General features: G+C 51.0%; 14 protein-coding genes and 4 tRNA genes. 7 read left to right on the top strand and 11 right to left on the bottom strand.

The window, feature by feature from the left end:
* Positions 1-58 precede the first annotated feature (58 nt).
* Positions 59-622, top strand: a complete 564-nt coding sequence (pgsA, locus tag ACJJIK_RS03340; RefSeq protein WP_444931175.1) for a CDP-diacylglycerol--glycerol-3-phosphate 3-phosphatidyltransferase — start codon at positions 59-61, stop codon at positions 620-622.
* Positions 623-691: 69 nt separating this feature from the next.
* On the opposite strand, the gene ACJJIK_RS03345 is transcribed toward pgsA, so the two are convergent.
* Positions 692-1,177, bottom strand: a complete 486-nt coding sequence (locus tag ACJJIK_RS03345; protein WP_444931174.1) for an LEA type 2 family protein — start codon at positions 1,175-1,177, stop codon at positions 692-694.
* A gap of 195 nt (positions 1,178-1,372) precedes the next feature.
* On the opposite strand from ACJJIK_RS03345, the gene ACJJIK_RS03350 reads away from it, so the two are divergent.
* A complete protein-coding gene (locus tag ACJJIK_RS03350; protein WP_444944202.1) occupies positions 1,373-2,539 on the top strand; it encodes a dipeptidase in 1,167 nt (388 codons plus the stop codon).
* 224 nt (positions 2,540-2,763) lie between these two features.
* On the opposite strand, the gene ACJJIK_RS03355 is transcribed toward ACJJIK_RS03350, so the two are convergent.
* The 8 genes from ACJJIK_RS03355 to ACJJIK_RS03390 all read right to left on the bottom strand — a co-directional run bounded on the left by ACJJIK_RS03355 (position 2,764) and on the right by ACJJIK_RS03390 (position 10,152).
* A complete protein-coding gene (locus ACJJIK_RS03355; RefSeq protein WP_444944203.1) occupies positions 2,764-3,216 on the bottom strand; it encodes a RidA family protein in 453 nt (150 codons plus the stop codon).
* 287 nt (positions 3,217-3,503) lie between these two features.
* Positions 3,504-4,166 (bottom strand): DNA-processing protein DprA, encoded by a 663-nt coding sequence (locus ACJJIK_RS03360; protein WP_444931170.1) that lies wholly within the window; start codon positions 4,164-4,166, stop codon positions 3,504-3,506.
* Between the two features lie 515 nt (positions 4,167-4,681).
* A tRNA-Leu gene (locus ACJJIK_RS03365) sits at positions 4,682-4,768 on the bottom strand.
* 91 nt (positions 4,769-4,859) lie between these two features.
* Positions 4,860-4,933: transfer RNA gene (locus tag ACJJIK_RS03370), tRNA-Cys, on the bottom strand.
* 481 nt (positions 4,934-5,414) lie between these two features.
* Positions 5,415-6,641 carry a hypothetical protein gene (locus tag ACJJIK_RS03375; RefSeq protein ID WP_444944204.1) on the bottom strand — a complete coding sequence of 409 codons (1,227 nt, stop codon included), beginning with the start codon at positions 6,639-6,641 and terminating at the stop codon, positions 5,415-5,417.
* 363 nt (positions 6,642-7,004) lie between these two features.
* On the bottom strand, positions 7,005-8,882 hold the full coding sequence (locus tag ACJJIK_RS03380) for a S8 family peptidase (RefSeq protein WP_444944205.1): 1,878 nt from the start codon (positions 8,880-8,882) through the stop codon (positions 7,005-7,007).
* Between the two features lie 84 nt (positions 8,883-8,966).
* Positions 8,967-9,200: a hypothetical protein gene (locus ACJJIK_RS03385; RefSeq protein ID WP_444944206.1), complete on the bottom strand. Its 234-nt coding sequence runs from the start codon at positions 9,198-9,200 to the stop codon at positions 8,967-8,969.
* An 82-nt stretch (positions 9,201-9,282) separates the two neighbouring features.
* Positions 9,283-10,152 carry a hypothetical protein gene (locus ACJJIK_RS03390; RefSeq protein WP_444944207.1) on the bottom strand — a complete coding sequence of 290 codons (870 nt, stop codon included), beginning with the start codon at positions 10,150-10,152 and terminating at the stop codon, positions 9,283-9,285.
* A 730-nt stretch (positions 10,153-10,882) separates the two neighbouring features.
* Here ACJJIK_RS03390 and ACJJIK_RS03395 point away from each other — a divergent pair.
* A tRNA-Pro gene (locus tag ACJJIK_RS03395) sits at positions 10,883-10,959 on the top strand.
* 661 nt (positions 10,960-11,620) lie between these two features.
* On the opposite strand, the gene ACJJIK_RS03400 is transcribed toward ACJJIK_RS03395, so the two are convergent.
* Both ACJJIK_RS03400 and ACJJIK_RS03405 read right to left on the bottom strand, forming a co-directional pair.
* Positions 11,621-11,697, bottom strand: a tRNA-Pro gene (locus ACJJIK_RS03400).
* A gap of 69 nt (positions 11,698-11,766) precedes the next feature.
* Positions 11,767-12,615 carry an acyl-CoA thioesterase gene (locus ACJJIK_RS03405; RefSeq protein WP_444931165.1) on the bottom strand — a complete coding sequence of 283 codons (849 nt, stop codon included), beginning with the start codon at positions 12,613-12,615 and terminating at the stop codon, positions 11,767-11,769.
* A gap of 338 nt (positions 12,616-12,953) precedes the next feature.
* Here ACJJIK_RS03405 and ACJJIK_RS03410 point away from each other — a divergent pair, with 338 nt between their 5' ends.
* From ACJJIK_RS03410 to ACJJIK_RS03425, 4 genes are all read left to right on the top strand, one after another.
* Complete coding sequence (locus ACJJIK_RS03410) at positions 12,954-13,643, top strand: hypothetical protein (protein ID WP_444944208.1); 690 nt, start codon at positions 12,954-12,956, stop codon at positions 13,641-13,643.
* A 303-nt stretch (positions 13,644-13,946) separates the two neighbouring features.
* Entirely contained in the window at positions 13,947-14,633 is a 687-nt protein-coding gene (locus ACJJIK_RS03415) for a TetR/AcrR family transcriptional regulator (protein WP_444931163.1), read from the top strand.
* The gene (locus ACJJIK_RS03420; RefSeq protein WP_444944209.1) at positions 14,626-15,180 is read left to right on the top strand and encodes a DUF1285 domain-containing protein; all 555 of its coding nucleotides are present in this window, start codon (positions 14,626-14,628) and stop codon (positions 15,178-15,180) included. Before ACJJIK_RS03415 ends, ACJJIK_RS03420 begins: the two co-directional genes overlap by 8 nt.
* Positions 15,181-15,730: 550 nt before the next feature.
* On the top strand, positions 15,731-17,398 hold the full coding sequence (locus tag ACJJIK_RS03425; RefSeq protein WP_444944210.1) for a serine/threonine protein kinase: 1,668 nt from the start codon (positions 15,731-15,733) through the stop codon (positions 17,396-17,398).
* The last annotated feature ends 84 nt before the right edge of the window (positions 17,399-17,482 follow it).

The following is a 17,482-nucleotide window of genomic DNA, read 5'->3' on the forward strand; positions in this document are numbered from 1 at the left end:
CGTTTCATTTTGCGCGATGGCTTGATAACGTACGCCCTCCGCAAGAATAGAGAAAAGTATGACAATCGCCAATCAACTAACACTGTTACGGGTTGCATTGATCCCATTTTTTGTTTTGGTTTTCTATTTACCCTACAAGTGGAGTTACATTGCCTCTGCTGCAATTTTTGCCGTTGCCGCAATAACCGATTGGCTGGATGGGTATCTCGCCAGAAAATTAAACCAGAGTACCGCCCTGGGTGCCTTCCTTGATCCAGTGGCCGATAAGCTAATGGTGGCCACTGCACTGGTCTTGCTGGTGGGGCTGCATGACAGTGCGCTATTTGCGATTGCAGCGGCGGTGATTATTTGCCGCGAAATAGCTGTTTCCGGATTGCGGGAGTGGATGGCAGAGCTGGGGCAGCGCAGCAGTGTTGCCGTATCCTACGTCGGGAAAGTGAAAACCACCGCACAAATGGCTGCAATTCTGGTTCTGCTGGCCTTTGATGTTAGAGAGTTTCCAGTAATGGAAACTATAGGTTATCTGCTGCTCTATATTGCCGCAGGCCTCACCCTATGGACCATGGTGATGTATTTGCGTGCCGCTTGGCCGGCGCTGATAGCCGACAGCCAGGATAAATAAGGGGGCAACGAAACGGGGGCGCCCCCATCCCGTCTTCCCCGGTACCGGCAAAGCTGCCGGTGCCTCTGCTTAATGATAGGAAGGCTGATACTGGTTCAGCTGGATCTCACCACTGCGGCGCACCGTGATAGCGGGCGCTATTGACCTATCCAGGCCGATTTTTGCCTGCAGCTCATAGGGCACAGATTGCTGCCCCCCGTTGATCAACTTAGCTATAGCAAATAGCGACCCCATCCAGCTGGCCGTGGCGTCCACTGAGATATCCTCCTGACCAAAAGGCGCGATTGGTGATAGGCGATTTGAGGTTCCCGTTAACACCTTATGCCCGGCGAGATTGAGTTTATAGTAGAGACCAGAAAGAGCGAGCTCCTGATTGTTGGGGTTGAAAATACGCAAGTGGATTCTAAAGCGCAGGTCGCTGCCGCTGACGGGGGGAAGCGGTTCCAGGCCGATAATCTCAACTTCAGGTTGCTCAAAGTTAGGCGATAAAGCGGCGCAGCCGCCTATAAGTAAAGCGCATAGCGTGAGTAAGCTTAATCGTAAAAACTGGATCACTGGTTATCCTTGATATCTCTCTTTGCTGGGGCTTGGGTTGGTGGCTCACATTGGGATTGCCACCATAACGTCTTTTCTTCTGCTTAGTCGTTGAGCGACTGCTCCATTTACTTCATTCTATAACCTTGATGGATCAAAACAGACCCTTGCCACCGCGCAGCTTCCTCAGCGGCCTTTCAGTAATGGAGATGGTGTATGAAAAAGTGGCTTACTCTTTTGACAGCGGTGCTAGTGATATTGTTCGCCGGCTGGAAATGGCTTTTGCTCCCGGCCGTTGAAAAGTCGATGAATAAGGTTGAGTCAGACCATACTGTAGCGTTGTCACTCGAAGCTGAAGCCCTGCACAACACCTTGTTGGTCGGGGATCTTCACGCGGATAGCTTTCTCTGGGCTCGAAACCTGAAAAACCGAGCTGACTATGGCCATTTGGACCTTCCCCGTGCCCGCGAGGGTAATTTGGGTATTCAGGTTTTTACATCGGTTACCAAGTCTCCACGGGGGCAAAATTACCGGAAAAACTCCAGTGAAGCGGCTGACAATATAACGCTGCTTGCCGTAACTCAGGCGTGGCCAGTGAGTACCTGGGATAGCCTGTATGAGCGGGCGCTCTATCACGCTGAACGTGTTAAAACCCTACAGGCATCCGCACCAGACGAAATCCGTATTGTTGAAAGCGCTACAGATTTGCAACAAGTGCTCGCAGCGAGAGAGCGTGGTGAAGAGGTGTTGGCCGCACTGCTTGGAACCGAAGGGTCCCACGCCCTAGAGGGAAACATTGAAAATATTGGCCGCCTTTACGATGCCGGTTTTCGAGTGATGGGATTACAACACTTTTTCGACAATAAGCTGGGTGGTTCGCTACATGGGGAAAGCGGGCAGGGCTTGAGTGAGTTTGGGCGAAAAGTAGTGTTGGAGATGGAGGAGCGCTCCATTGTGATTGATGTTGCCCACTCCTCCGAGCGGGTGGTCCGTGAGGTGTTGCAGCTGGTCAAACGGCCGTTGATTGTTTCTCATACAGGGCTTAAAGGGGCCTGTAACTCACCTAGGAACATCAGCGATGAGGTTATGAAGGAGGTAGCAGGCAAAGGTGGCCTGGTTGGCATTGGGTTTTGGCCTGGCGCTGTCTGTGATACAAGCCCCGAGAGTATTGTTAAGAGTATTCGCTATGCCATTGATACGCTGGGAGTGGATCATGTTGCCCTGGGTTCGGACTATGATGGCAGTGTCAAAGTCGCATTCGATGTGAGCGGGTTGGGCACACTTACCGCTGAAATGCTTCGCCAGGGGTTTACTGAAGAGGAGATTCGCAAAGTGATGGGTGAGAACTTGAGAGATTTTTTTCTTGTCCAGTTGCCTCAGTGAAGTTGTATTTCTGCGGGGGCTTAGGGGGTAAGGCTGGGTAGGGTGTTGCGGTCCGTGCGGTTACGTCTGCAGCGATTAGCTTCCTAATGTCGGCTACTTGTGAAGTCTCAATTTGATTTCCTTGTAGCTTTTGGTTTTCCCTCAGCATGTCAATATTAATGTTGTGTGGAGTGAGGTGGATTTTATCTAGGGGCGCCGCAGACGCCCTGCTATGCAACTCCTATCTATTGGAATGCGATACACTCAATCTCAATTTGAGCATTTAGCGCTAGGGATTCCGCAGCAAAAGTAGTTCTCGCAGGGTAGGGGTAGGCGAAAGCCTCACGATAGATGCTGTTGAATTCCGGGAAGTTTTTGATGTCTGTTAAAATGACCGTGCACTTAACAACGTCTTTCATTTGGTAGTCGTAACGCGCTAAAGTCTGCTTTATATTCTCTAGAGTTTGTTTTGTCTCTGCGGAGAATCCGCCTTGAACTAACTTGTTCGTCTTCGGTGAAATGCCTATTTGTCCTGACAGAATCAATTGGTTTCCAATTTTTACAGCCTCTGAAAATGGCAGTTTTGAAGTTGTACCTGCTGGATTCAAAAACTCAATGCGCTGAGGCTCCTCGGCGTGGCCAGTATTGGCAAGGCAAAGAGCAAAGAGGGCGGGGAGAGCTGCTTTACTGCGTGGCATTTTTATCATCATGGAAGTATACGGTTGTAAAGTGGTGGTAAATTAAGCCGTACTTGATAGGTTCCTGTCCGGCTGATTTTTTGTTCTAATCGGGCGCGCTTTTAGGTGTTGCTGGCCTCTAGAAAGCGGTTTTAGCTATAGCTCTCAAGCCGCAGTTTTCTTTTAAGGAGTATAACCTGCTACAAGGTGCCAGTTGAGCAAAAGCTTTTGCTGCGAGCGAGCCGCAAGGGTTTTGCCCATAATTTACTCATTGTAGCGTTCCTCTGCCTCCCTCTGGCAGTAAGACGTTATAGCCCTAAGAGGCTGTAGTCGGCCTTGGTCCTCAGGGGTGTGGCTTTATCATTACTGATAAGGTCGAGCGGGCCCTGGCAATTTAATGCTAGCGAGTTTTTAGGGGTATGAGGAGCAACGGCAAATAGCTTATGGCGCGCCTGTAGGCAAAAATCAGCATGTTTCATCGCTCCGCTTGATGTGGTCGATTCTACAATGATTGAGGATTGAGAAAGTCCTACCTGTATTCGGTTTCTGGCGATAAAGAAGTATTTCTGAGGGGGAACACCTTCGGGGTGTTCGGATACCCAGAGGCCGCCCGCCTCAAGTATTCGCATGGCCAGCTTATAGTTGCTTGGAGGGTTGGCGGTGTGTAGGCCGTGGGCAAGTACGGCGATAGTGTCGCCGCCGGCCGCCAAGGCACCCTCATGAGCTGCCGTATCAATTCCCAGGGCGAGCCCGCTGACTATGACATGCCCACGTGAAGCAACATACCCTGCGATTCTTTGCGCAATTTCCAGGCCGTTTTTAGAGGCGTCACGTGAGCCGACAATAGCTATACCTGCCCGGCTAAGCAGATCCGTATTACCTCGGGCGTACAGTATGGCCGGTGGGTTGGGGCAGTCTTCCAGGCCTGCGGGATACTCGGGGTCGGTGCGTCGGATTTCAACTATATCCATTGTCGATTGCTTTACCTACGGATAAAACTAAAGCCATATCAGTGCTAGCTTTTGAGGCCACTCCAGCTGCATTCAGTGAACTGTCTCTGGTAGTTGCATCACCTGGTGGCGCAACCGCTGCCCAGTATAATGTGGACGCCAATTTCATCATACAGCAAAGGACTGTATGTCCATATAGTATTTTGATGGGCTGTCTCTGCGCTGTAAAAATAAGAAGGGGTGGTGGGGTTGGGGGCTCGGCTCGGGTGAGCGGGGCTAAAGACAGCAGCCGGCATTGGGTGGCCAGCCCTTTGAAAGTAAGCCGTACAACTTGGATGTTGGCCTGAAAAAAATATTAGTCTGCCGTCAGTAGTGGTGCTACGGCATCATGGTGACGCTAGTTGCATGTGCTTGAAGGGGCTATTTTCTTCGGTTAAGAAAAATATTTGCTAATGAGATTTATATTTTTTTTGGGAGTGGTTTGTGCATGAAGGCTGCACAATAAGGTGTGTATTTTTTGATTTCAAAGGATCGTGTGGTGCCCGGGGCCGGACTTGAACCGGCACGGCCGTGAAGCCGGGAGATTTTAAGTCTCCTGTGTCTACCAATTCCACCACCCGGGCAGATCCTTTGCGAGAGAGGGGCGGTATTGAATATCTGCCCTTCATTCTCACTTTCATTGCCTTTAACAGGATATTGCAATGAAAAGGAAAATGGAGGCTAGGGTCGGAATCGAACCGGCGTACACGGAGTTGCAGTCCGCTGCATGACCACTCTGCCACCTAGCCTTTTTTGTCCGCCTTGGGCGGGCAATTAACGCTGCGAATTCTATCGGATAAATCTGAAAAATCCTAGCGTTTTCTTATACTTACGTGCGCTTTGCTGTGTAAGTGGGCGCCATTTTAGGGGCTCCTGAGGATTAGTCAAGCATTGTTTTCATTAAAGTTGCAAACAATTGAAAAAAAGTAGGAAAAGTTACCTTTTGAGGGTGGGGGAGAACTGTAATAACTTTTGGCTCTGTCACTAGAGAGCCTATTCCTATTTGTTCTAAATTAATTTTCAGGTGTGCTGGCAATCTGTGATCTGTGTTCGATACTGTCCTTATCTGGCTAACACATCTCTCCCCCCCAAAAAATGTGTTTAGTAATGCTGGTAGGGTGGCTTACATGGCGGCCACCTGAAAGTAAGGATGAAATCCTCTAAGTTTCACTCCTAATGGTCTTGGCCCTGACGCTCTCCCCCCCCGTCGTCAGGGCTTTTTTTTGCCTGCTATTTACTGGGGGCTTGCGGTTGATCGGTCAGGTTTTCAATTGCTAATGCAGCTACAGGCCTGCCCGCTGCTTTTTCAGAGAGCAATCTAAAGCGTTTCAGTGTGACCTCCCCCCGTGTACGAGCCAGCTCCCGAGCGACATCATCTATGCTGGCTTTGCCGTTACTAGCCTCGCGAATTTCTCTGTCTAGCTGTTGCATTACACCGGCGGCGCGCGCAGTAATGGGGCCGGATGAGCGTTTTACTAGCAGAGACGGGGCCTTTTTGCCCCAATTCACCAGTTTATCCATGGCTTCCTGATAGCGGGTTTCACTGATGCCACCCGTCCGCCTAAGAATCTCCAATGAGTAGAATTCAGCCAGGCCCTCCACAATCCAATCGCTCTCGTCGTCGCCGTGAATCCCTGTGCCCACGTGAACCAACTCATGGATCATGCTGCTGGTGCGGTTGCCGCTGATCAGCGGTCGATCGGCGTGCATATACAGGGAGCGAGTTCCAGACAGGCCGCCGCGCCACATGGGGTCATCGGCGGTCACGATCAGTAAGTGATCGGGAAAGAGCGGGAAGATTTGTTTTAGTTCCGGCAAGTTCCAGTTGAGAAAGGCCAGGGTGTCCTGCCGGCGAAGATTTTCATCTTTAGGGCCGGCGACACGGGTTTCGGTGCCGGCGATCAAATCCTGTCGGCTGCCTATTTTACCTACAATCATCCAGCCTTTAGGCCTTACAAATTTACGCTTGGGGTCAGATAGCTGGTATAGGTTGTCTTCGGTTTTGGGGTAGGGGAGGGCCGCATACCATTCATCGGGCAGTAGCAGCTTAAGTTGCGCGGTAGAGCGGCCGCGACTGGTTGCCGATACTGGCGCAATCAGTTTATCACTGCGGAGAATGGCCCAATCTTTAGTGATGCGTGAGTCAAAGCCGCCATTGCTGCGTTGGTGGTTGATGACAAAGTGGTATTTGAGGGTGGGGTTTTTCCCCTCCGGCCGCCAGTTCGCCTTATCTCCCTCTATCTCCAGAGGGGAGCTGCTTTCCAGATCCCGATAGCGGCCAGAGCTCAGATTTAGCACCAATTTACTTGGCATATCTTCACCGCTGAGGGCTATTTCTACCTGAGCTAGTTGTGAATCTGGAGAGATTTCTGCGGTGTAAAGGATCTCATAGGCTCGAACGGCGGGAGATAGAAGGGTGAGCAATAGGGATAGGATCAGTAATCTTTTGAGCATCATTTATTCGGCAGGAGTTCTAAGGATCAGTCACTTTGACAAGACCTAAGCCTACAGGTGCCCTTGTGTCGCCTTCAAGCAAACCGGTCACAAGCTGCGCATCCCGCCGTTGGAGCTGCTCAGCCAGTACCATTAGGCGCGTAGTGGGCTATTTTTCCCCAATAAAAAGAATACACTTATAAAGTCGTTATCAAATGAAGTTACCCATATTGGCACCCCCCGTATAGGTAACCAAGACAGGGAAATGAAAAAGCCCTTCACTTTTGAGCCTTTGTGCGGGGTGGCTTGGGGGGTTGCTTTTTAAGGAGTGCCGCAGCGCTGCTGCGGCGTTTATGAGTATTTTTAGAGGTTAAGGGCAGGAAATAGTTACCAGTATCCCATAGTGCGAGGATCAACGAATTGCATGCCGTAAGTCCTCGCCGCAAACCCATCTGGGAAATTACCGGCCACCGGTTGCTGTAGGTTGGCGGCCGCTAAATCTGCAGGGTAATAGCCTCCGGGCACGAATTGTCCTTGCCAGTGTGGGGTGGCATAAGGAGAAAAGCCCTGCAAGGCGTTCATTGGGCCCTGTGCCGTTGCCGTATGGGTGCCTCCGGTTCTCGCCTGCTCTTTAGCGGACTCAAAGGCCGAGCCGATGCCAAACAGTTTGGGCACACCAGCCCCTACCTTGTCTGCACCGAGAGGCATGGGGGCGGCCAGTGAGCGGATAAGTTGGAATAGGCCTGTAACTCGCGATATATCTTTCTGCTGAAAAGTAGATTTAAACAGCGGGTGGTGGGCAAGCAGTAAGGCGGCCATACCAGTGATATGTGGGGCGGCCATCGATGTGCCCGATTGCACATCAAAGCCTTTATCTGGAACTGATGAGACTATGCCGACACCGGGGGCGGCAACGGAAATTTCCGGCCCAAAAGCACTGAATGTTGGCATAAACAGGCCATCAGTTGAGGCGGTAGAGGGGATGACAGTTTGAGCCTCCCAGGAGTCTTTGGGAAATTCGTTGAGCATCCCGAGCGCGCTCACCGCCATGGCATTGGGGGATCTGGCTGGATATTGAACCGCGCCCCCGTTATTACCCGCAGCGACGATACAGGCGATACCGTGCTGAGTGGCTTCCTCGATTTGTTGCTCAACCGCTTCAGAGGAATCTGAACTGCCGAGGCTCATATTTACCACATCGACGCCGAGCTCAATACAGTGGGTGAGGGCGTCGATCAAGCTGCTAAATTGTCCACCGGGAAAAACTTTGAATACGTAAATCTCGGCTTCGGGAGCGAAACCGCGAATAGCCTCTGAGCCTGAAGGCTGACCGGTGATAATACCTGCACAGTGGGTGCCATGGCCGACGATATCTTCTGCCCAACTCTTGGTGTCGTAGTTGTTGGTAACATCAATGCCATTTTTCAGGTGGTCCAGTATCGGGTGCTGGTTGTCTGCGCCCGAATCAATGATCGCAATTTTGATGCCCTTGCCGGTATATTCATCGGGCAGTTGATCCAGTCCCATATATCGCTGTCCCCAGCCGTAGGAAGTATCGTTGGGGAAGTTGGGGATCGCCTCGCTGAGGGGTTGGAGCTTCACCAGGTTAACACCGGAAAGGGAGAGTGAAGGGCAGCGAATATATTTGTTCCAAAAATCTTTGGATGGACGGATCAGCAGTGATCTCACTTGGGCGCTGCCACTTTGCGCAAAAATATTGAGTGCGACCTCTCCTTTATTATTGGTGACGCCCTCCTGGGGAAAACCGGCGCTTTCAACAATTATCTGTGCGTCGCGTATGGGTTCACCTTTTGCGCCAATAATGCGAAAGTAGACCTGCTGGGCTTGGATATGATACTCGCGCAGTAGCCCCGGTTGTTGGGCAAATACAGCGGAAAAGGTCGGGGAGTAGCCTGCCTGTCCGTAGGAGAGCAAGGAGTCCAATTCGACGGCGACATTCGGAGGGGCAGTCTGGTAGAGAGCGGCAGCAGCATCCACATCCATGCGGACTTTGTAGATATTGGTTGCCTCATCCGCCGAGGAGAGGGTTTTTAGTTTTCTACTGGGGTGTATTTCCCGAAGTACTTCGCAGCCTGCCTGTCTCGCAATTGTAGAGATTACAGAGTGCATTGAGCTGGCACTCATTGGCTGTACGCCCATGGATTTAGCCATCAGGCTGCGACGAGGCGAAATCAGTAACTCGACTTTCTCTGCAACCTCAACTGAAGCTTCTCCTGCGGTCTTTTCTTGACGGGATTTAGTCATATTCATAATCCTTCGCTGTCAGAGCGGTACTGGTTTGGCGCCCGTGCAAAATGCCTGAAAGAGGTGAATGAGCGGTCTCCAACCTTAATTGAGTGGGTGAATAGGTTGGTCTGGGTCGATAATTACCTTGCCCCCCAACTTTTTTCTCAGGTCGTTGACCGCATCGGGCGTGGCCACTAGCGTGACGTTGCTTTTGCGCAAAGTGATGTCTTTGACATCAGGGCAATTGGAGGCCTCTTTCACTAACTCCTCTAACTCCAGGGTGCTCGCCGCTGCTTTCCGATTGGGGACTGCGACATATTGTTCAAACTTTTTCATTGTTTCTCACTGTAGCTGCGCTGTTTGCGCAGGGACGAAAGCACCCCCAGGCAAGGGGGCGAGGCCCCTTGCCGAGAACCTTTTAGTGTAAGTAGGCCTGCTGCTGTAAAGCGGAATTGGGTTGTGGCATTGCCTGGTAGGGCAGCGGCTGCCCAATAGCGCTCATATTCTGGAAGGGAAGCTGGGTGGTCTGTGGCATGGCTTGGAGCGGCATTACCGGGTTCAAAGGTGCGAATCCCTGAGGGGGAGCCATCCCCAACTGCTCAGGTACAACCGGAGCCACCGGATTGGCTGGCTGACCGAAATATCCCTGGGGGACGAGATGAGGTGCGAATTGTGGTGCGGCTTGGAAGGGGAGTAAGTGAGTGGCCATACGTGCCGCATTGTTGAGAAGTTGTCCCTGGGGGCCGCCAATATAGTTGCCAATAACCGGTGCGGCGCGGCTTACCAGCTCACCGAGGAGACCTTGCGGTGCCAGTTGAGGTGCTGCCTGTAAGGGGAGGAGTTGCCCCAGCTGGGTGGCCGCATTGATCCACTGGGTTTGAGGGGTGTTGAGGTAGTTGGCGAGCATCGGAGCTGCGCGATTTATCAGTTCAGTGAGGTAACCCTGGGGGGTAAATTGATGTGCGAGTTGCGGCGGCATTTGCGGGGCGAGCTGCTGGGGCATATGGGGGACAAACTGTTGTGGGAGTTGCTGTGTTGCCTGGAAAGGCAGCAACTGCCCTAAGCCACCGAGTGCATTGATTAGTTCCCCTTGAGGGCCACCTACAATGCCGCCAACAAGCGGCGCTGCGCGACTGACAAAATCCCCCACCACCCCTTGCGGTGCCAACTGCTGCAGCGGCAAGTGAGGTTGGGGCGGTGCGAGCCCGAAGACCGGATTGACTGTGGGCGCAGCATAGTTTTGTGGTTGTCCAAAGATCCCTTGGGCATATGTATAGGGTAGGTACATAAAGGTACTCCTAGAGTGGGCCTTTAACGGTAGGGATAGCTACTGTTTAGGCCATTTCATGATTTCCAGATAAGAATATTGAAGCCTGGTAGGGCTCCGCATTTAGGAACAGCCTGCTGAGAGTAAATCGGTAATGGACTTTCGGATGGTTGCATCTTGTGGCGGACATTCGGCCGGTTGCTCTGAGTATAGAGAAGCTTTTCAGGGGGACAGGGAAAGTCTGGCCGTTTTTAGAGCGGGCAATAAAAGGTTAATAGAAGCACGCGTGCAGTCACTAAAAGCTACAAACGGCTTGTGGATTCTCCTGGGCCCACCTAGTAAAAATCAGAGTTTCAGTAACTAGTGCGCCAATAGCGAATTGATATGTAACAGATATTTTTAATAGCCCTTTGAGAGGTGGGGCAGCCAGAGCAGTCTCCCTGCTGTGCTTTTCGAGTTCTGGCTTGTCAAAAACATCTGAGCAAGGTCTATCGGCTCCTCGATATTATTTTCCCGTGATTTCTTACAGCGCATTTCCCGCTGCTCCTAAATGCTCTTTTACTTCAAGAGCCGGGCGTAAAGGTGGCTTGCACTTCTTCCGAGTTTCGACCCACTTCTACAGGCTGAAACCCTAGGGGTAATAGGGTTGTGGGAGTTTTTGTGTGCATTGTGGTTGGAAAAGATACAGTGAAGATATTCGCGCCAAAAAATACTTGATCTTTGAAAAACGGATGCGTACTATTCGCGTCCTCGGTGAGTAGCGCAGCCTGGTAGCGCACTTCGTTCGGGACGAAGGGGTCGGAGGTTCGAATCCTCTCTCACCGACCATATATAGAAAAAGCCCGCAAAAGCGGGCTTTTTTGTGTCTGAAATTTCACTTTTCACTAGTGGCTGGGATGGCTGTCCCTTTGGGGTTTAGGCGCTCAGTCGGCAGATCTGACTCCCAGGTTTTCCAGGACATTCAGCCCTTTCAGCTCCAACTCTTCGGCGAACCCCTTGAGCTGTTCGCCGCAATAAAGGTTGGTGTAGCGGCCAAATTGGGTCTTGAAGATTAATTTTGACGCGGCATCTTCATTGCTGAACCCGATGCTTTTGCTCCCATCCGCAGATCATTTTGAATAAAAGAATTCCAGCGCCGCCCACCCTGTTGCCCATAGTGAACATGGGCTTCTTTATATTGATGCTGAGGCTTAAGAAGTCTGCATGATTAAAGCTTGGGGGTTGGGTAGGGTTGGGGTTTTAAAAGCTTCGATCGATAAGATTCCAGCGGGGTGTCAACTGAAGCCTGAATCGAACGGCTAGGGGTATCTCACAGTAGGGCGGAGGGGATAGGTGCCAATTTTGTTGAGGCTTAATCAGGCGGTTAGGCCAAATTCAAGGCGCCCCATACCAGACTCCATCCGAACCGATTCTTGAGGGTGCTAACTTAAGGTAGTCAAAGCTGGTATTCAGGCATAAAAAAACCCGCTGTAAGCGGGTTTCTTAAATTTGGTCGGTGAGAGAGGATTCGAACCTCCGACCCCTTCGTCCCGAACGAAGTGCGCTACCAGGCTGCGCTACTCACCGATTTTTGCTTCGCTTCACCGCGAAGAGGGCGGCACTATAGCAGCGTTTTTTCTGCTGTAAACCCTTGATTTAACTTTTAATTTGCCGAATCAGCCCCTCTTGGCAGGTGGAGGCAACCAAAACCCCGTCACGGGTGAAAATTTGACCGCGGGTAAAACCTCTGGCACCCATAGCCGACGGGCTGTCGGTCACATATAAAAGCCACTGATCCAGGCGGAAATCCCGGTGGAACCACATGGCGTGATCAACACTTGCGGGCATCAACTTGGGATCAAACAGAGAGATATCGTGAGGCTGTAGAGAGGTGCCTAACAGCCCCATATCCGATGCGTAGCAAAGTGCGGCGCGGTGCTCCATCGGGTCGTCGGACATTTCGCCCTCTGCCCGCAGCCAGAACATGCATTGGGCTTCACGGGTTTCGGCGCCAAAGTAGCTCTGCGGATCGACTGGGCGAAAATCGATCATATAGCGCCGCTGGTCGTACTGCGGGCTCACCAGCCCGGCTTCCAGTGCCAGCTCCTGAGTATTTTTCAGGGTCTCGGGTTTGGGGATTTCGGCGACGGACATGTCAACTTGGTGGTCAAATCCGGGTTCCTTTATCTGGAAGGAGGCGGACATCGTAAATATGGCGCGGCCACGCTGCTTGGCAACGACGCGGCGAGTAGTGAAGCTGCCGCCGTCGCGGATAGGGTCTACTTCGTAGATCACGGGCAGCTCGCTGGAGCCGGGGCGGAGGAAGTAGGAGTGCAAAGAGTGGGGTAGGCGGTGCTCAACGGTGCGAGTTGCAGCCATCAGGGCCTGGCCCAAAACTTGCCCTCCAAAAAGTACCTTTCGATAGTTTTCAACATGATGACGGCTGCGGAAGAGGTTTTTATCCAGCTCTTCGACATCCAATAACTTACCTAATTTTTCCAACATAGAGGGGTTTGCCCGTTACCTATTCCACTTAACTCGATTTACAGAGAAAGAACTTTACGCCCTTAATCGAAAGAATAATAACAGTAAAACTCTGTGACCCCATTTATATTTTGAACGATAGAGCCATTTTGGTCACAGGCGTCAGTTTTTCCCGGTTTCCGCCTATCTAACCTGTAAAACCTACCATTTTTCACAGTTAACTTGAGTTTCTGGGTCATTGACTATTTCCGGGTGTCGAACTTTGTTCTACTAATGTGGTATAAAGCGCCAACCGAACTTGAGATGGTTGAGCTAGTGCGTTGAGCTATCTCACAAAAATTGAATAAGAAAAATAGGAGATGGCACCGGTGCCGCAAAGTAATATTGATATTCGTCCGCCGCTCAGTTTTGGCAAGGTCGTCAGTAGGCATCGCACCGCAAAAGCGGTGGCAGGGGGCGTGGGTTCCGCTGCTTATTATGGAGTGTGGGGGGCACAGACTGCGACTGGAGCGACTTTAACCGGGCTGGCCACCGGCGCCGCAGCGGCCACTTCAGCGACGGGCGTTGGTCTGGTGGTTGCGGGAACGGCACTTTCCGTCGGTTATGCGGGTTTGGCGGCTCGATCTGCCTATAAGACCCACCACCACCTGAAAGCTTTGAAAAAAATCTATGAGAATCGAAAGTCGTATGACTGCACTTGCAAGAGTTCAATAACGCACGACTATGTTTCTGGTCAAATACTCCCCTATATTATTGAGCAGAAAAGCAAAAAACTGCATCGCAAGGTGGTCGAGGCCACACCGGGCGTCTCCACTGCCGAATATATGCGCAAGGCGGTGAAGAATCTGTACAAGCGCTCGCAGGGAACTCTGGGTGAGAAGCGCACCTTCGCTGCGGAGTGGTTGGCGCAGCACTTAATCTCTCATGATTGCGAACTGGCCAATGCGATTGTTGCTGAACTCTATTCGCAAGAGGAGATGCTCTGGATTCGCACTCAGGATAACGATGTCGTAGCCCCGCTACTGGAGTTGAAGCTCAAATCTGTGTGATCGGCACCCGCTTTTTCCGCTGTAACTCTCAATAAAGGTCATTTCAAGGTAAGGGGTAATGGAGTACCCGCCTTCTCCTGTAGTTTAGGCTCGCCAAACGTCATCACATGCTAAACTCTGGGGTTATTTTTCTGCCCAAATTATGCTCATTTTAAATAAAAAATAAGCAAAATAGACTAAAATTTTCAATATTAGGCGGTCTAATTTCCCGATTCACTTTTCCAACCGACTTTAATTGCCTATCATTCATGAATGAATAGTCAATTTCAGTCCCCATTTTTAAGGGCAAAGAAGGTCGGAAGTATGGATAAGGCAAAAGAGAAGGTTCAGCGGTTCCGCGCGCGGGAGCAGCGTATCCTGGATGCGGCTCTGGAGCTTCTGTTGGAGCATGGTGAAGAGAAGGTCACGGTGGAGCAGATCGCCGAGCGTGTCGATATCGGCAAGGGCACCATCTACAAGCACTTCATTTCCAAAACAGAAATCTACATGCGCTTACTCATGGACTATGAAAAGTCCCTCGCCGAGCGCCTTAAGGTTGCCGTAGCCTCAGCAGAGAAGGGCGATATTACTGCGCCGGCCCGAGCTTACTTTGAGTCCCGCATGGCCGATCCGGGTAAAGACAGACTCTTCCAGCGTCTGGAGGAGAAGATTATCGCATTGAACCTGGCTCCTGAAATGATTGCGGAGTTGCATAATATTCGCAATTCCAATGCGACCTCTCTCAATCGGGTTTTTGAGCGCCGTATGGAAGAGGGGATGTTGAAGAATGTTCCCGCTTATTTCTATTACTCAACTTATTGGGCCCTGGTGCAGGGTGCAGTAGAGCTCTACCACTCCAAGTCCTTCGCCAATGTAATCGAGGACCGCGAGGGGTTGATGGAGTTTATTATGGATGTGGGGGTGCATATCGGGGATATGTCTTCTCGCAAAGCGCCAGAGGGAAGCCAAACCAGCCACCACAGCGACTCGGCAGGGCCCGCCCTTGGCTGAGCCCCTGTTTCAGCAGCTGCAAAAGTTACAGGCCGAGTTTCCTGGAGTTCCACCGGTTGAGCGGTGGAACCCAGAACTTTGCGGGGATATGGATATGGTCATCAAGTCCGATGGCCGTTGGCTCCACGAGGGAACAGAAATCCGTCGCCAACCCTTGGTAAAGCTGTTTGCCAGTATTCTGAAGCGCGAGGGGGATGAGTATTTCCTGGTTACCCCGGCAGAAAAACTCCGCATCACCGTGGAGGATGTCCCATTTGTGGTGACTCAGGTAGCCCGTGCTCCCAAGGAGTCCCATCAGCAACTGCTATTCACCACAAGTGTGGGGGATGTTGTCGAGCTGAAGGAGGACAGGCAGTGGCTGTTGAGAGACTTTGGCGCTCCGCCACAGCCAATCCCTTACCTTGAGGTTCGCGCTGGATTGCAGGCGCGCGTCTCTCGGGATGTCTTTTACCAGTTGGTAGATTGGGCGCTGGAAGAGGGGAGCTATACGGATAAGCTTTTTGTTCAAAGCGAAGGTCAAGACTTCTTGCTGGGCTCTTGTAACTAATATCCCTTTCCTGCTGCTAGAACCCTTCGGTCCCGGCCATTTTAGAATGAGCTGGGGCTTTTATGGCTAAATCCGCTATTGTTTTTCTGGAGGTAGCTAACTATTCCTCAGTTTTGAGTTTGCGCCGAGCACACCGCTTTCAACTCATCCAAGCTAAATTGATTAAATCGTCTCTTGGGGTTAATCGTGCCTGCCGGTAGGGTTGAGTACTTATTTGTATCCCTATCTATCACTACCACTTGCCTTTCAATTCTTATTTTTGCATTTCACTATTGTTAAAAAAATGGCATTTGAAACAACCTGGAAATATAAGTGTATTTTCCCTGAAAAAAATCAAATATTAATTTGATAATTTGCGGAAATATTTAAATAGGTAACGAAACCGCAATACTGCATTTCTAAACTCCCTTTCGTCCAAATCTTCATGAAGAAAAAGCAATTTCATCTTTCTATTTTCTGGATCGTATTCACTTTTATTTGTGTTTTCAAAAGTAAGGGTGGTGCGATTGAGGTCGTTAAATTTTGGCTTGGGATTCCTATAGGGGGAAATATGAAGCGAGTGCAGGATAGGCTTTTACTGGCAGCTACCATTGCAGTATTGCTGGCAGGCTGCGAAGGGGGTGGTGTGAGTATCGAGCCGGAAACCGTCGATAACTCGGTCGATAATTCTACAGATAATTCAGTAACTAACACGGGTGGAGGTGGCTCTGATGAAAACCCGTGCGCCATTATAGAAAACTCTAACGTGCAGGGTGAATACAGCGGTGGTAACTGCTACTACACGACCGATTTTGTATCTGCGGCAAATCCATTAACTGAAGATTTGTATCTAACTGCGCTGGATAATGACGGGGCGCATATCTTCAGTGGGAGTCTGTTTGTTGGCGAAAGTTATTCCAGTGATTCCGATCTGGCCGCCGCAGGTATTACTGAGGGCGGTGACGGCGTTAAGTTGGAGATTCAAGCCGGTGCCACTATCGCTTTTAAAGATAACTCGGCATTTATGGTTGTAAATCGTGGGTCGCAGGTCTTTGCGCGCGGTACAGAAACATCGCCAATCACCTTTACCTCTGAAACCGATGTTCTCGGCACTGTAGGTCCTGAGGATGTTTCGCAGTGGGGAGGTATGGTAATTAATGGTTTTGGTGTAACCAATAAATGCCAATACACAGGCTCTATTGATGGTGCAGATTTGGCCCTTGCCGGTGAGTGTCACGTAGCTGCTGAAGGTTCCACCGATGATAATACCTCCTACTACGGCGGTGACAATAATGCGGATAGTTCCGGGGAACTTTTGTATGTTGTGGTTAAACATACCGGTGCAGAAGTTGCCAGTGGCGATGAGTTGAATGGGATCGCTTTTGATGCCGTAGGCAGTGGAACAACAATTCGCAATCTTCAAACTTACTCCACCTATGATGACGGTATCGAGTTCTTCGGTGGTGCGGTTGATGTAGAAAACTATGTTGCGCTATACGTTCGCGATGACTCTATTGATATTGATGAAGGTTATCGGGGAAGTATTACCAATGCCCTGGTAATTCAAAGTGAGACCGATGGCAATCACTGTATTGAGGCCGATGGTATCGGCTCTTACAGTGATGGGGCTGACTACGCTTCCCTGATTAGCCAGGGGCTAAACAGTCGCCCGGTAATTGACGGTCTGACTTGTATTATTTCCGCTCAGGAAGAGGGGACACATGATCCCGGCGCTGGCTGGCGTCTGCGTGAGGGGATTTACCCGATGATCACCAACTCCATAATCGTAGCCTCTTTCTTTGCCGATGAAACTGGGGTAGCCGCTGATAATTACTGCCTGCGCATGGAGAGTTCTCAAACCCGTAGCGAGGCATCCTCGGGTACAGAGGTGGCCCTGACTTCCAATATTTTTGCCTGTGAAGATCGCACCAAAACAGACGATGGCAGTTTCGACGTAGAGACTTGGGCCGTCGATAGCGGCAACCAATTTGCCAGCATTTCCGGTGAGGTCAACCCAACCTCCAATGCCGATACTGACTTTGTTTTGCTGGGGGGTTCTCCTGCCATCTTTACCGTTGATGCCGCAGCCCAAGTGGTTGACGGCGCTGCACCTACCGTTTCTGCCGAGCTGGGGCGCGCCTATCTGGGCGCGCTTGAGCAGGGCGGCACCGACTGGACTCAGGGTTGGACCTATGGCCTCCACCAGGGTGATCGCGCTCAGCCGCTCTGGTTTGAGTAATAGGTTGAGGTAGCGGTTGGGGATATTGCTCCCAGTCAAATAGGGCGCCGCCTTCGCTGATGGAGTCGGCGCCCTATTTGATTT

The sequence above is a fragment of the Microbulbifer regidiadema (SeqCode) genome (genome assembly GCF_052466995.1).

What these genes read in the sequence shown, in the direction of transcription:
- pgsA (WP_444931175.1), top strand. Translation starts at nt 59, where the DNA reads ATGACAATCGCCAATCAACTAACACTGTTACGGGTTGCATTGATCCCA.
- ACJJIK_RS03350 (WP_444944202.1), top strand. Translation starts at nt 1,373, where the DNA reads ATGAAAAAGTGGCTTACTCTTTTGACAGCGGTGCTAGTGATATTGTTC.
- ACJJIK_RS03355 (WP_444944203.1), bottom strand. Translation starts at nt 3,216, where the DNA reads ATGCCACGCAGTAAAGCAGCTCTCCCCGCCCTCTTTGCTCTTTGCCTT.
- ACJJIK_RS03360 (WP_444931170.1), bottom strand. Translation starts at nt 4,166, where the DNA reads ATGGATATAGTTGAAATCCGACGCACCGACCCCGAGTATCCCGCAGGC.
- ACJJIK_RS03375 (WP_444944204.1), bottom strand. Translation starts at nt 6,641, where the DNA reads ATGATGCTCAAAAGATTACTGATCCTATCCCTATTGCTCACCCTTCTA.
- ACJJIK_RS03380 (WP_444944205.1), bottom strand. Translation starts at nt 8,882, where the DNA reads ATGACTAAATCCCGTCAAGAAAAGACCGCAGGAGAAGCTTCAGTTGAG.
- ACJJIK_RS03385 (WP_444944206.1), bottom strand. Translation starts at nt 9,200, where the DNA reads ATGAAAAAGTTTGAACAATATGTCGCAGTCCCCAATCGGAAAGCAGCG.
- ACJJIK_RS03390 (WP_444944207.1), bottom strand. Translation starts at nt 10,152, where the DNA reads ATGTACCTACCCTATACATATGCCCAAGGGATCTTTGGACAACCACAA.
- ACJJIK_RS03405 (WP_444931165.1), bottom strand. Translation starts at nt 12,615, where the DNA reads ATGTTGGAAAAATTAGGTAAGTTATTGGATGTCGAAGAGCTGGATAAA.
- ACJJIK_RS03410 (WP_444944208.1), top strand. Translation starts at nt 12,954, where the DNA reads ATGGCACCGGTGCCGCAAAGTAATATTGATATTCGTCCGCCGCTCAGT.
- ACJJIK_RS03415 (WP_444931163.1), top strand. Translation starts at nt 13,947, where the DNA reads ATGGATAAGGCAAAAGAGAAGGTTCAGCGGTTCCGCGCGCGGGAGCAG.
- ACJJIK_RS03425 (WP_444944210.1), top strand. Translation starts at nt 15,731, where the DNA reads ATGAAGCGAGTGCAGGATAGGCTTTTACTGGCAGCTACCATTGCAGTA.